Below are 14033 nucleotides of genomic sequence, written 5' to 3'. Positions count from 1 at the left end.
CGCGATCGCCGTCGTCGTCGCGTACGAGCCGCAAAGAGACGGTCACTGTTGTGCCGCTGCCGCTGAATGGTCCTGCATCGCGTCGGCGGCCGCCAACAATTCGGCCGCCTTGCGTCGCAGCTCGTCGGCGGTCACCCCATCCGGCCGCAGCGTCGGCTCTGAGGTGCGTTCTGTGGGCTGCAGCGTCGCGACACCGAACGGGTCGAGCAACTGAATCCCCTTGGCGCGCTGCTCATCCGCGACAACGTCATCGATGGCGGTCGACGCGAGATTCTGGTGACGCATCAGAGTCTGGGTGGTCCGGAGGTCGCACTGACACAGGTGCGGGCTGAGCCGAGACCACGACTGATCCAGTGGGGACACGCTGCGCACCGGCCAACCCGGCGCTCTGATCGGCACCGTCGCCCTCGTCGGTTCGCGCAGCGTGGTCTTCCAGATCTATGCCCCGCCCCCGCACGGCACACTGTGCCGGCGCCGGACCCCGACGCCCCCCGGCGACATCCAGCTGCCCGAGGGTACCCGCCTGCACCACAACCGGTGCGGCCGCAGCTGTGTCACCGACCGTAACCTCGCGTGCTGATTCTCCCCTGCCGCACTCGGCATCGAGCGCCGCACGCCGCTGCTCGACATCATCCGCGCCGCTTCTCGTACCCGCGTCCGTCTTGCAGCTGCGAAAAGCAGTCAAATCTTGAACCGGAGACTTCGCCACACCAACGCTCGCAGAAGACGACACCGACCCCGACAACACGAACGCGCTCGCCTCCGAGCCGTATTTCTTGGTTAGCTCCTCGATTCTTTCCGCGTGGATAGTCGAGACGAGAACCGAGGTCGTCAGAACGATTGTGGTCGACACAATTCCGAGCGCCGCCGCGGCATGTGCGAAGATCTTTGCAGCGCTGTCGGTTGCAGCCGCGCTTAAAGCGGCGGCTATAGGCACTGCTGCGACCAGCAGATCCTTGGCAATCCCTACCGTGAGGCGCGCGTGTGTGATCAGTTCGGCTTGCTCTTTCACCCCGGCCGCTAATTTCGCGTCATGCTCAGCCAGTGCCTGCGCAGCCTTCAGCAGCGCCACATTCGATTGGTCGTACGACTGCGCCGCAGGACCGTGCCAGCGATCGTCGAGCGCGGCCGAAGCCAATTGGCCATGCAGTGCGTGGAATTGCTCCGCGCCGGCCGTAAATTCATCCCCTTCGACGGGAATCAAGAACCCTGCAGCTTGGCTCATAATGTCCACAATGGAGATAGCACGCAGGATTATTGTGACGGGCCTAGCTAACTCTGCCCTCGTATTATTTATTGCGACCTGATGAACGTCCACCAACACCCCTGCCCCGCCTTGATCATCGAGGTACTGTTGTTGCAAATTTTTTATCACGCTTTCTCGCAAGCGGTAAGCACCATAAATGCCCGGTACAGCGCCCATGATACCGATATTAGTTGCACTTACTGCCACATACTCACCGGAAACCTTTTGCGAGGAGCCGAAACTGGCAAACTGCGGCCCTAAGCTACCCAATGAAAACAATACCCTGCCCGCGTCAGTCAGCAACGACATCAGTACACCCTCACTTCAACAATCGCCAAACGCGTACACACGACAATCCCCTAACACCGTTATAAGTACATTTATTCATAAACGGACCCTCTCACCGCGGGCCGGACGTTGCCATACATGGCCAGCGGATAGGCGCCAGTCCCAGATGTAGCGACGCCGGGTGCCTTCGGCGAAATCCGGTAGAGACTGAGTACTTAACAATACGGTTCATGTTTCGCCGCACGACGCAGCCCACTACATTGTGGCCTCACGTCGGCCACTCTAGCCAGAATCGCGGCCGCGAATTCGCCACTAAAATAGCGAACCATAGCTTCCAACGAATTGCGCGCCCAAACTTGCCCTATCCGAAAAACACCCTAACAGCATCAGCCGTAATCGACATCTGCACCTCCTCGAATGGGTTAGACAGACACCACCCCCGATAGGTAACGGGCGCAGCGTTCGATATTCGAGGCTAACACCGCCGAGAGTGGGCTGCGCGCACCAAAATTGTGGGCGGCGACACCTTGGAACCAGCCATGGAAGGCCGTAGCCGCACCGAACTGGACGCGGAGCTCCTGCGATCTTTCCAACGGGCAAAGGGCTATGCCGAAGCGACGTCGTGAGCACTCTTTCACGACCGCGACAGCCTGACCAAGCATTCCCGGCTGGGACCCGCCGTGGGATGACGAGGTGCTGTCGAGCAGCTTAGGCACGGCTTCTTCTCGCGCCATCCCATACTGAGGAAAGCTAGCGCCGCGTGAGTTCGGTGTGCCCGTAACCGCCTGCGTCCGAGTGAAATTGGTGCTCATGGGCGGCACTAGCCGTTGATAAGCTTCATGTCAGTGAGTGCCGCAGACTCGAGAAACTGACGCAGGAGAGTGAAGCAATGTCAATCTTTGCCGAGGCGGCCGCCATCATCGGCGGCATGCTAGGGCTTGGTGGAAACACCGGCGGCCTGTACCTAGACATCAGCGGTGGTGTGCCCCCGGTCAACGAAAATACCGCCGCTACGGCACTGAGCCTGACGGGAAATGGCGCCGCCATCAACAGCGGCAACGCTGCGCTGTGGATGGCCAACTCTCCGACCCGAAACCATTATCTGGCTTCTGCGTGGCAAAAACGCGCGGACGCAGCGGAAAAAACCGCCCAGGAGTTTATCAATGCCCAGCGCCCTCAACCGCTGCGCACCGATATCGCAGAAAAAGCACGGCAAGCGTGGATAAATACGAACTCAGAGCTGATATCCGCAAACAATAATCTGACTGGGCTCGATACGACAAAGAAAATCGAGGACGCCAATCCGGGTCTGTCTGAGCATCGCAACTGGAGTGTGATTCTGATCGCTCTATCGGTGGTGCAATATTTGGAGTTGACGGCGGGCTTTGGGGCGCCGTTCGCGGGGCAGTCGTTAGAGGCTGGTGCGGCGGCGTTCATGGGAGCCGGCCACGCGTTAGCGGCTGGGCCAGCGGGTCAGCAGTGGCAGGGTGTGGCTTCGGAAAATTATGGCGAGCACCCTAAACAGCAGCGTGAGCAAGCAGAGACGATGGTGCAAGCGGACCGGTTGCTGGCGGAGATTGCACACAATCAGGCACAGTGGGTGGATCACGCCCGGGTGGTGCTGGGCGCTGATGCCACATTGTTGGGGATGGCACTGGCTGTCGAGGCGGCCCTGTACCTATCGCCGGCGGCCGGCCCCATCTTTGCGACGAAGTTCGCCACCTGCGCGGCGTGGCTTGGGGCCTCGGCCGCGGTCGGCATTATCGCGACGGCGCTAGGTCTGTCGATCAAGAACGCACTTAAAGCCAACGCGCTGGCCGGCCAGTACAACCAGGTGGGCTCGGGTGCGGTCGCAGCGGGCCACCTGGACGCCGCAACGGCAGGCGTTTGCGGCGAGACGACGATCACGCCGGTCGCGGCGATCCAGCCCAGCAGTGCAGACCCGAAAATCGGTATGCCGGCGGGCGCCGCCGCGGAGTTGGCCTCCGATCGCCACGGCAGTACAACCCTCGCAACCGACACCCCCGCAACCGCCGATCCCACCGCCCCGTCGCTATCGTCCGCACCGGTGCCACTAGTCTCGTTTGCCGAACAGTCTGCCCAACCAAAGCTGACGCAACTAATCGGCCTGGCCAGCGCAACGTCCACACCGCCCGGCCACGCCAACTCAGCCCAGCTAGCGCACCGACCGACACCCGTTCCTGGTCGCACCGCCCGTCGACGCCAGGAACCTATCCTTGACACCGTCACCGACGCCGTGGCACTAGCTGCACCCGCAACCACTAGCCAGCCTGCCGGTACCTCGCCAACTGTGCCCACAACTTGGTGCGGACCCACCCGGGCCAGCAAGAGATATCTCGCAGAGCCGGCGACACAGACGCCGAACTGAACCTATCTGGCTGGTTCTTGTGCGCCCGCAATTGGCCAGGTTTGAGACGAGGAGTTTTCTAGTGTCGTTCGTTGATGCGAGCCGGGTGTTATTCGCGTTGGGTAATGTGGGTTCGCAGTTCGGTTACCTAGGTTCAGACCCCAAGTTTTCGGGGTCATACATCGCGGCATGTACCACCAACACCGGAGTCCTGGGCGCTGTACCGGTCAGCTACGTAGTCCACCGCCCTGTGTTCGACAGCCTGATCAGGTCAGAGTTCCGCGAACATTCATTAAGATATACGGGCGGCGTTCCCGACGAAGATCTCATCCGTGAGATCGAAACGCGGGCCTTCGGTCCAGTGAACATCATCTTGTGGACCATCAGTGTCGTTGACGCGCTCAGCACTCTGTGGGGTTTCCTGATTCCAGCAGAGGGCGACGAGTTCACTACGGGTGCCGAACAGTTCACCGCGCTTTCCGATGAATTGAGTTTGGCGGCGCCGGATGACCGTTGGCAGGGCACGGCGGCGCAATCGTGTAAATCAGCCAACGCCGCGCTGCAGAAGATGGCGCTAGCCATTGGTGAACTAGACGTGAAGCTGGCAGCGGTGGTGAAAGATCACGCCAAGTTTGTCACCTACGTGCGTCTGGCCCTTGGGGTGCTAAAGGATTTGCTGGTCGCAGCCATCCCCATAGCCGCAGCCTTGGAAATGAGCGGCTATAGCAACGGCTATATTTTTGCGATTATGGCGGCTACTGCGGCGGGATTTGCAATCGTATTAGGGACAATCTTGACGGTTGTTTATTCACAGAATGCAGCTTTGTCGGCGGATCAACTTGGCGATCAGTACCGCGAGTCGGCGGGATTGGTGGCGGCGGGTTCGTCGGCACCAGCCAGTGTTGGCGCGGTAGCGGGGTCTGCGGTTGCGGGCTCAGGCGGTGTGCGCGACCAAGCGGTTAATGAAGCCGAGGGTGGCGGCCAGGCCCGTGTGTTTGAGCCGCAGGCAGTGGATGTGGCCAGCGCGAGCGATGATGATCGGTCCGGACTGGACATAATCATCGGTGGCTCAGCGGGGACCCAAGCGATTGGGATGCCCACGGGTGGGAGCTGGCAACGAGACGCCGGACACCGAAGACGCGTCGCAGCCCCGGCGGGCCTCGAGCAGGAGCGGGTAGCGGAATCAGAAGCCGCCGGCCAGGTGCAGCCCACCGACGTCGACGCTCACGAGAGCGTAGCGTCGGCGGGTGAGCAACGTAGCCCTACTAAGGCAGTCATGACTCCGCCGCAACCCGTACTCGAGTCCGTGCCGCGCAGCGCCTCAAAGTGATCGCTGCCGCCGCGCTGCGGCAGACATACTCAACTGATCGCCAACTGCCGCTGCTGCTCAGCACACCAGATCCTCTCGGCCGGGCGACGTACCGCCTCGGCCTGGCGTCATCGACGTAAACTAGCTGTGCCTCGCGGGTTTTCGATTCCGCTGTCCGCCGCCGCCCAGCGCCTGCCGGCGTGCCAATGTAGTGAGCGCGACAGTTGGTGGCCCTGACCCGAATGTCACTGCTGGCGGCTGGGCAGCGGCCCCGTCAGCCGGAGTGCGCGCGGATGGGATCTGGCAGCGACACGGCGAACCCAAATAGCTCGTCGCGCAACGATATCGACTTGCCGGCACTGCGTGCTCAGCGGTTCACCAACACCCACCCCGACGTACTGCGCGACCTACTCTCGTCGTCCATCCACACCCTGCTCGACGCCGAGGCCGATGCTGTGCGCAGAGCCGGTTACGGTGAGCCCAGCACCGAGCGGACAAGCCAGCGCAACACATACCGCCATCGTCAATTCGACTCCCGCGCAGGCACATTGGATCTTGCCATTCCCAAGTTGCGCCGAACAACACGACGAGTGAGCCGAATCCCAGCGCTACCTCGGCCTAGACGTCTTGAGCAAATCACACGCGACCAACGACACCCCAACCGCCAAGGAGGTGACCCCTGCGGCCCTGACCGCCTGGACCATCAACTCGTGGAATTGCACGACGACCTCGTACACCACGTCCCCGGACTTGACCCAAAGGCGTAGAAATCTAGATCGTCTGTCACCTGCCTGCGTGAACCGGACCAGTTGCAGGTGGTGGTGAAGCACTTCTAGGTATCGAGCTCACCCGGGCCGGTATCGATGGACTCGGGGTGAGTTGCGGCAGGTTCGACGGGCGCCCGCTGGCCCCGCGCCACTCTCGGACCCTGCTGAGCACCGTCGGCGCCGTCAGGGGCACGCGTGCCGGTCTCCGCGTTCGCGCCCTGCCCATCCGCGATGATTTTGGCGGGCGCGGAATCGTGCGAGCCGTGGTCGGTGGATGCAGCCTGCTGCCGGCCGAGTCTCGCTCGATCGGCAGAGTCCGCCCGCGCAGCGAGCCACCCGGACCCCGTTTCATGGACGGCGGGATTCGCCTGCGGCGTCGAGCCTGGGTCCGCCAGCACCGATCCCTGCGCGGTGACACTTGAGGATCGGCCAGGCTCGGCCGTTGCGTCCCCATGCCCCGACCGCTGCCCCACACCCCCGCCTACGCCGACCGCATTCAAAGCACCGCCGGACGCTTCGACAGAACCCAACCCCGCAGACCCCGCCACCGCAGAAACGACCGGCTGAACCGCCGACTCCGGCGCGAGCGCCAACGCAGCCGCACTTGAGGTGTACTTGCCAGAAATTTCCGCGACGCCATCAGCGTGAAACTTTGAGACGATGCCTAGCCCACCAAGCATGCCGGTGGCGGCGTTAAGACCAAGCCCGGCGGCCGAATAAGCGAAAGATTCTGCCGCGGCAGCGCCCGCCGACACGGTGAGGACGGCCGCAATGCCGGTTGCCGCGGAAAGAAGGTCCTTATCGACCCCGAAGCCCAAGCGGACGTGAGTGACCATGTCAGCCTGATCCTGCACCTGAGCTGCCAACTGCTCGTCCAGATCAGCCATTCTCTGCGCGAGGTCGCGCAGATACACATTCGACTCGGTATAGGACTGCGCCGCTTCACCCTGCCAGCGGCTGTCCGGAAAAGCCAAACCCAACCCACCGTACAAAGCGGTGAACTCATCAGAACCTGCTCTGAACTGGTCCCCGGAGTCGGGAATCGTGAATCCACACAATTGCCCCAAGCAATCGACAACCGTTATAGCCCACAGCAGAATGTTCATTGGCGCCTGTCGCGCTTTGATATCGTCCTGCTCGTACCTTGCTTCTTTCTTCAAGAATATCCAGTCGTCTTCAGCTTCTCTCATTCTCAGCACGAGCATCCGCGCCACTCGTCCTGATGCAAGCCATGCTGCACCAGACATTGATCCGGCAATGTTGGTCACACTGGCCGCGGCATACTCGCCAGAAAATCTCGGGTCGGACCCGCCGCCGAATTGCGGGGTCAGACTGGCCAACGCAAATAAAATCCGGCCGGCATCAGCCAATAACGACATGGCGACATCCTTACGCCGATAGACACGCTCGCCTATGCGGTGCGCTCCCGCACAGCTCTGTGTGTCGCTGGCCCGACCGGCGCGCGCGATCCACTTTGAGGCGCACCCGCAACCGCATCCGCACCGTCGCCGATCATGTCATCAGGGAGCTCCGCGACCAAACCTTCCGCCAGCTGCGACCGCTTTTCGGTGGCTGGGGCCCCTGGACCGCTCCGCTGACTCGCCACAACACTCCGGACGTACCCCACCGCGCGATCAACACCCTCAGCCCGATCGACTGAATGACCAGATAGTGCCGCGAGTCGGGCCAACGTAGGCTTCGCTGAAGCTGAACCATCGTGCGCACGCCCCGGCTCTACATAGCCGCCGGCCACCGCTTTGCCCTCACCACCGCCAGCACCCCCAGGTGCGCCGTCACCGACGACACTGGCCGACGTCACCGTCGAATCCCCCATACTCACCAGCGGACCCAACCCACCCGACAAGACCACACCCGCAGCCACCGACGCATAATCAGCACCCAACTTGTCCGCCTTAACGCCATTGCGGCGCGAAATCTCAGCAGCCAAAAACGTCGACATCGTCACCGCAACAGCGATCCCCGTCCCAGCGGCCACAACAGCAAACGCATACGCGGCCGCAGGAGAAGCCGCCACCGTCCTCATCGCCACCTCACACAGATACGCCTGCACCAGCAAACCCTTCAGCAACGCAAAACCCAACCGCACATGGGTATTCCACTCCGCCTGATCCCTCACCACCGCCGCCAACTCACCATCCAACCCCGCCAACCGGCCTGCGCACCCCTGCAACAGCTCATCCTCTGCGCAATACGCCTCCGCTGCCGCGCCACCCCACCGGCTCCGATCAGCAACCGCCGACCCCAATTCAACACCCAAACCACCGAACAACTCCGCACCCCCGGTAAAACGATCCCCCGCAGACGGCGCCCCAAAACCCAACGTCAACTCCAACGCATCCACAACAGAAAGAGCCCACAAAATAGGACTATTAGCCGCCGGGTTGACACGTTCGGCGCGCTCGATGTCCTGTCGCCAATTCTCGTTGGCCATATATCCCTGCGATTTCGCCAACTCCACCTTTTGAACGGCCGATTTTGCCCGCTGTTTGAGCTGAGCGCTGATTTCCAGCATGGCGGCCGAAGCCGCGACGGTCGCCCCGGCGGCGCCCACGCTGGTCCATCTCGCCCCGCGATATTCGCTGCTGAATTCAGGGCCGTCGCCACCGGCATGATCTAGACCGGCACCGACAAAGTCCCGACCCAAGCTGACCATGCTCGCAACAATCGCTGCCGCAGCGCCAAACGCAGGCATATCCGAACCCCTCCCGAAGTTCTGGCGTACCACACGAATGCGCGCGCCACGTGCGTCCAAGCCTAACCTTGAGCGTGAGGGCTCAGATGCAGAGATTTCCGACGCCACGGCAGCGGTTCCGTGGACGACCTGCCGGTTTGGCGTCCACATCGGGGCTGGTGCCGTGCTGCAAGCCGCACTGTCTCTGTCTCTGTCAGCGCCACCATCCAGCTACATTGACTGCCGGACTCAACTCAACTGCCTGATCAGACTTTCGATCGCCTCGATTGCATCGGCGGGTACCGCCTCGTCTGCCTCGACCCGCCGAATCACTTCTTCAGACACACCAGCCGCTCGGGCAGTCTCCGGCGGGGAAAGATTCGCGCGACGTCGAGTAGCGTAAAGACGCTGAGCCAGCGGGGCATCGGGGGCGGTTGCCCCCAACATGGTCAGCTCGTCGTAGTGATGACGGACCATGCCCAGCGCCTTAATTAATTCCGGGGTGATCCGACTGATCCGGGTCGCCCGCACGGCGATGGCGTCAAGCTGCCGCAGATCGTGAAGGATCGACGTTGCCCGCTGGGTGAACAGCGGATCGTCCACGGGCGGCAGCGCAGCAATAGCCAGGGTGCAGCCATCCACGGCGGCAAAAATCGCCTGGGCAATTAAGGAGGCTGTCCCGTCTGGGGGCGGCGCCGCTTCCGGCGCTTCGCCGGAATCGAGTGGCAGCCCTTGCCGGATGCGGGCTATGGCACCAGCGGGCCACTGCAGCAACTGCTCGAGTTTCGCCTGGGTTCGCTCTCTTGGCCAGCTGCGACCCTTTTCAAAGGCGATGAGGGCGCCTGCGTTGATGATTCCATCGGCGGCCATGCTGCGCTGACTGATTCCCAGTTCACGACGGCGGGCGGCCACCGCCGCCCCCGCGCGGGCCACGTCAGGGTCGGACGTGCCGCTCTGCGAATTGTCCGCGCAGACCGCCGACTCATCTCGCTGGTGCCCACCTGTTGGTCCGGCTGAACTGACGAGCTCAAATGTCAACGCGCTACCCGCAATTGGGTCGCCGAATCGGACGATCGTCTTGTCGGTGACGGTCACGGAGCTTCGTCGTTGACCATCGACGAACATCCCGCGCGGGCTGTCGTCAACGATCTGCCAATGCCCATCGATTGCTTCGGCGCGTAGGTTGCGGTCCGAAATTTGGAGATCGGCAATTTGAACGTCCGAATGAGCATCTCTGCCGATAGTCACCACACCACGATCAGGATTGATCGCATGCGACGTGTCACCGTAGTGCACCACCAGCAGGTCCGGCTGGGCGGGCGACTCCGGGATGGACATCAGTCGTAGTTCCTCGCTCGAAACCAGCCGGGCGGACCTTCCGCCGCTCCGATTCTAAACCTGCATCCCGGCCTCGCCGGGTTCGAGTTCTCGGGTGCCGGCGTCCTTAGCAACCGCCTTGGATTCAACGACCTGGGCGCGGCTCGGGCATGCGCCCGCTAGACACCCCGAATCGTAACGGGACAACCTTGCAATGCGCTGAGAGCAAACTCCGCCTGCCGCCGCGCGGAGGGGGCTCGCGATGAACCCCACCTCATGAAGCCAGAACCTGGCAGTGAATACGCACAAATACGCAACTGTCACATTGGCGCTGGCCGGATCTGGCTTCACGGACGCCGCACCCAAAGGATTGATCGCCGCGCTGCCACCCCGCTCGTCGGCATTTCAACGGAGCTTCCTGCGGGCCCGCTCTGCCCTTTTCCTGCGCCGCTACCCCCGTAGTGTTCCTGAAAATGCCTCGGCGGGAGCCGCCTTGCGAGACCCACTCGACTAGCCGAAGCCGTCGGGAGAGGGTCGGCGTTGTCTGCTGTTGAGTACGTTGATGGTGCCGCAGCGGTACTCGAACGAATTGCTTTATATCGCAACGATTTTGGACCTCCGCGCGGTGACTGGCGTTCAATTCGGCAACAACAGCGAACGTTGTCGACAGGCATTTCGTGTACTGGCCGAGGCCCACCTCATCACCCTTCGCATGCGAAACAATTTGCCGAAGTGGTTGATTCGGTCCAGCAGGCGGCGTCATATCCTCTCGCAGCCGGTTGCCTCTCGCCGCTAGCTGAAACTATTTGATACCGCTGCGCTGATCGAGGGCCGCTGGCGGTGAGGTTGGTGCGTCGGCCAACGAATAGCTTCCACCACGCAGCAGACCCCGCGCATGACACCGGTGGATTATCGCGTCTCCGTTGACAGTTGCCGGAGAACCGAGTGGGCTGCAGTGATGCGTGCGGCGTTCGGGATGTTCTTGTTGGCAAGCATGACGATTCCGATCCGCTCGGCAGGTACGAATGCGGCATAGGCGCCGAAACCGTCGGTAGAGCCGGTTTTATTGAACAGCGTCGGACCCGACGGAGGTTGTCCACTGAGACTCCGCCTGGTTCGGCTGCGTGGCAACGAGATTGGAGTTGCCTGCCAGTAGCTGATCAAGGGCGACCGGGTAGGGGTACTGTTCCCAACCAAGCCCCTGGACCATGTTGGCGACCTTGAAGTATCCGATGTGTGTACCGTCGATGGCATCGCGCATTCGAGCGTCAAGGCTCTCTGGCGCAATGTTGACTCCCACGAAGGAAAGCATGTCGGCTGCAGACGATTTCACGCCGTAAGCCTCGGCGTCAAAGACGCCGGGGTTCACATGGATTGGCTGGTTCGCGGCGTTGTACCCCCACGCGTAACTGTCCGACTGGTCCTGTGGCACACGAATATAGCTGTGCGAAAGTCCCAATGCCGGAAAGAGCTGGTCCTGCACCAGGCCAGTGAAATCATCATCCATCGCGAGGGCGGTGAGGTGGCCGAGCAGCCCGATGCTGGGGTTGGAGTAGCGCCGCTGTTCGCCGGGAGCGGCATCGGGCGTCCACTGTCGAAAATATGCCTGCATCTGGGCGGCGTCTTGGACGTCGGGCGGAAACTGCAGAGGCAGCCCGCCCGCCGAGTACGTCCCAAGATTCAGCAAACTGACCGTATCGATGGAGCTGCCCGCTAGTTGCGGCATGTATGTGCCGGGGTGATCCTGCAGCGAGATCCGGCCCAGCACCTGCGCGTAGGCAGCCAGTGTGGCGGTGAATGTTTTACTCACCGAACCAATTTCGAAAATAGTGTCTGGTGTTACCTTGATGCCGCTCTGCCTGGAAGCGACTCCATAACTGAAGTGGTGCCGCTGACCTTTGACAGTCACCGCCACGGCCATGCCTGGTATGTCGTACTGGGTCATGAGCGGTCGAAACGCCCGGTCTACAACGGTGGCCAAATCGTCGAGACTGCCGGGAACAGCAGTCGCACCGGCCGAGGTGCAAGAAAGCGCGATGACCGTAAGCAACTGGGCGATCGCTTTGGCGCTTCTCCGCAAACTAACGTCCCTTCTCCTGCAATTGACCCGTCTCTCGCGAGCACATCCTATTCGGACACTGCGGGTGCTCCGGCTGTTGTTGGTGGCGATGATGCGTGGTGAATTACCCCGACGCGGGTGCAAACCTGGTGATCGACGGTGGATCCGAGGTGGCCCAGCTTCACCGTCCACACGATCGTGTCGGCAACAACAGCAACAGAAAACGACGTCCGGTTCGACCACCGGGCTCCCCGGAAAGCGGGACGATCAACGGTGTGGGAATCTTCATCATGTGCCGACCGGAGCCCCCGCCTCAGCTCACCGACACAAGCCCATCAACCCGGAAATTCCCTCCCACAGCCACACTCATTTCCGGAAGAGCCGTTAGCACGCCGCGTGATGTTTCAGCCTCGTTTTGCCGCATCCCGGTGTCCGGTTGCCTCGGTAGAATGGCTGCAGCGAGGGCGCCGGTTGAGGGCATGGCGCGCCCGCGTCGGTCAGCTGACGCGCGTAGACCCGTGAGACGTAGGTTGTGGATGGAGGGCCGGCGAAATGGATCCTATTTCGGAAGCCATCAACATTTTGGCCGCGTTGGGCGGTTTGTGTAAGGAGTTTGTCGGGGTTGGCGGCATAGGACCGAGCGATGAATACACTGCACCGCTGGCAACTAATGCATCGGTGGATAGCGCCGCAGCCCTGTCAATACTCGGGAAGAAAGCCGCGCTCGCGAACCTTCCCATACCCCAATACCAGGATTTTTATGTGCCGGTGGAGAGTCCGCGGCCGGTAATTGCAGACTTACATGCGATTTCCAGATCATTCGACCCTGATTCAGAGCATGCCAATTTGACCTATGGCAATTCGGCCCAGAGCGCTGCAGACAAAAAGCACTTCGATAAAACTACTCGGAAGATTGTCAACCTCGAGAAGAAAGCACTTGCTGCCGAGACCGAACGTGTAAAGACTTTGAACAGTGAGAACGCTGCGAACTGGAACTCGCAAAGCGAGAAAGCTGATAAGGATGCTCGGGCGGCATTAAAGAATGCGCAGGATGAAGCGGCTGATCGGGCTCGCGGTGGAAGCATTATTATGTGGACGATCACTGTCATTGAAGCGTTGGAGCTCACGATCGGGTTCGGGCCTCCTTGCGAAGGTGACGGCTTCGATGCCGGTTCGGAGCGCTTCAGCGCCGTCGGTGATCAGTTGGCTTTAGCCGCCCCCGGTGATCAGTGGCAGGGTGCGGCGTCGCGGACCTACGACAACACGAATGCCGAGATGCACGATCGCGCCGCGACGCTGGCCACTCTGGACGGCACGCTGGCGGCCATTGTGGCAAACCAGGCCCAGTGGGTCACCCGCCTGCACCTTGGCCTGGGAATCGACAAAGGGTTACTGATGGCGGCCCTGGTCGTGGAGGAAGCCTTGAACTGGCTGGTTCCCCAGCCAGCAGGTACCGCCTTGGCGCGAGGCTTCGAAATCATGGCAGCCTCATTGGGCAGCATCGCCGCTGCACTGATGTATGGCATCGTGATGACCAACTCCCACGACAACGCCCAGGCAGCCAATGCGTTAATACCGGGCTACCAACAGAGGCCCTTGAACACCGACACCAACCCGACGGTGACGACCGCTGCCCCCAGTGGCGGCTCCACCGTGTCGTCCGTCGCCACCATCACCAGCAGCACACCCAGCCTCGCTAGCGGGGGCGCCGACCCGGCAACGACACCCCGCACCGCCGATGCCGCGGCTCACGCCGGCCAACCCCGCACAGCTGCCGCGTCGACACCGACGCCAAACAGCTTGTTCGCGCCGCTGATGCCCCGCCAGACACCCGTGCGAGCATGGCCCAGCCCCGCCGCCACCCGCACTGCCACAGCACCCAAAGCCAAGGCCGCCCCACCCGCCGACACCGACACCGACGAAAGCGCCAACGCGTACGCCGCCCAGCGCGCACCGATCACGCCACCAGCGGACAACAGCCCCACAG

General features: G+C 61.9%; 8 protein-coding genes and 2 pseudogenes. 4 read left to right on the top strand and 6 right to left on the bottom strand.

Annotated features, from left to right (window positions below):
• Nucleotides 1-42: 42 nt before the first annotated feature.
• Both ACZY1I_RS24675 and ACZY1I_RS24670 read right to left on the bottom strand, forming a co-directional pair.
• Nucleotides 43-285: a hypothetical protein gene (locus ACZY1I_RS24675; protein ID WP_463758499.1), complete on the bottom strand. Its 243-nt coding sequence runs from the start codon at nucleotides 283-285 to the stop codon at nucleotides 43-45.
• On the bottom strand, nucleotides 248-1555 hold the full coding sequence (locus ACZY1I_RS24670; protein WP_463758496.1) for an EspA/EspE family type VII secretion system effector: 1308 nt from the start codon (nucleotides 1553-1555) through the stop codon (nucleotides 248-250). The genes ACZY1I_RS24675 and ACZY1I_RS24670 overlap by 38 nt, the downstream gene beginning before the upstream one ends.
• 868 nt (nucleotides 1556-2423) lie before the next feature.
• Here ACZY1I_RS24670 and ACZY1I_RS24665 point away from each other — a divergent pair.
• From ACZY1I_RS24665 to ACZY1I_RS24655, 3 genes and pseudogenes are all read left to right on the top strand, one after another.
• Nucleotides 2424-3923 (top strand): EspA/EspE family type VII secretion system effector, encoded by a 1500-nt coding sequence (locus ACZY1I_RS24665; protein ID WP_463758494.1) that lies wholly within the window; start codon nucleotides 2424-2426, stop codon nucleotides 3921-3923.
• Between the two features lie 229 nt (nucleotides 3924-4152).
• On the top strand, nucleotides 4153-5232 hold the full coding sequence (locus tag ACZY1I_RS24660) for an EspA/EspE family type VII secretion system effector (protein ID WP_463758492.1): 1080 nt from the start codon (nucleotides 4153-4155) through the stop codon (nucleotides 5230-5232).
• A 272-nt stretch (nucleotides 5233-5504) separates the two neighbouring features.
• A pseudogene (locus ACZY1I_RS24655) lies at nucleotides 5505-5789 on the top strand (transposase); the annotation flags it as partial.
• A 254-nt stretch (nucleotides 5790-6043) separates the two neighbouring features.
• Here ACZY1I_RS24655 and ACZY1I_RS24650 read toward each other — a convergent pair.
• The 4 genes and pseudogenes from ACZY1I_RS24650 to ampC form a co-directional block, all read right to left on the bottom strand.
• Nucleotides 6044-7084 (bottom strand): EspA/EspE family type VII secretion system effector, encoded by a 1041-nt coding sequence (locus tag ACZY1I_RS24650; RefSeq protein ID WP_463758582.1) that lies wholly within the window; start codon nucleotides 7082-7084, stop codon nucleotides 6044-6046.
• Nucleotides 7085-7389: 305 nt separating this feature from the next.
• A complete protein-coding gene (locus ACZY1I_RS24645) occupies nucleotides 7390-8652 on the bottom strand; it encodes an EspA/EspE family type VII secretion system effector (protein WP_463758489.1) in 1263 nt (420 codons plus the stop codon).
• A 267-nt stretch (nucleotides 8653-8919) separates the two neighbouring features.
• Nucleotides 8920-10008, bottom strand: a complete 1089-nt coding sequence (espM, locus tag ACZY1I_RS24640; protein WP_463758487.1) for an ESX-1 type VII secretion system transcriptional regulator EspM — start codon at nucleotides 10006-10008, stop codon at nucleotides 8920-8922.
• A gap of 888 nt (nucleotides 10009-10896) precedes the next feature.
• Nucleotides 10897-12067 (bottom strand): annotated as a pseudogene (ampC, locus tag ACZY1I_RS24635) (class C beta-lactamase).
• A gap of 531 nt (nucleotides 12068-12598) precedes the next feature.
• On the opposite strand from ampC, the gene ACZY1I_RS24630 reads away from it, so the two are divergent.
• A partial coding sequence (locus ACZY1I_RS24630; protein WP_463758485.1) for an EspA/EspE family type VII secretion system effector occupies nucleotides 12599-14033 on the top strand: 1435 nt, incomplete at its 3' end.

The organism is Mycobacterium sp. IDUB_37, from assembly GCF_055419245.1.
The sequence above is the reverse complement of the archived record's forward strand: the minus strand, read 5'-3'. Positions and strand labels throughout refer to the sequence as shown.

What these genes read in the sequence shown, in the direction of transcription:
- ACZY1I_RS24645 (WP_463758489.1), bottom strand. Translation starts at nt 8,652, where the DNA reads ATGGTCAGCTTGGGTCGGGACTTTGTCGGTGCCGGTCTAGATCATGCC.
- espM (WP_463758487.1), bottom strand. Translation starts at nt 10,008, where the DNA reads ATGTCCATCCCGGAGTCGCCCGCCCAGCCGGACCTGCTGGTGGTGCAC.
- ACZY1I_RS24670 (WP_463758496.1), bottom strand. Translation starts at nt 1,555, where the DNA reads ATGTCGTTGCTGACTGACGCGGGCAGGGTATTGTTTTCATTGGGTAGC.
- ACZY1I_RS24675 (WP_463758499.1), bottom strand. Translation starts at nt 285, where the DNA reads ATGCGTCACCAGAATCTCGCGTCGACCGCCATCGATGACGTTGTCGCG.
- ACZY1I_RS24665 (WP_463758494.1), top strand. Translation starts at nt 2,424, where the DNA reads ATGTCAATCTTTGCCGAGGCGGCCGCCATCATCGGCGGCATGCTAGGG.
- ACZY1I_RS24650 (WP_463758582.1), bottom strand. Translation starts at nt 7,084, where the DNA reads ATGAACATTCTGCTGTGGGCTATAACGGTTGTCGATTGCTTGGGGCAA.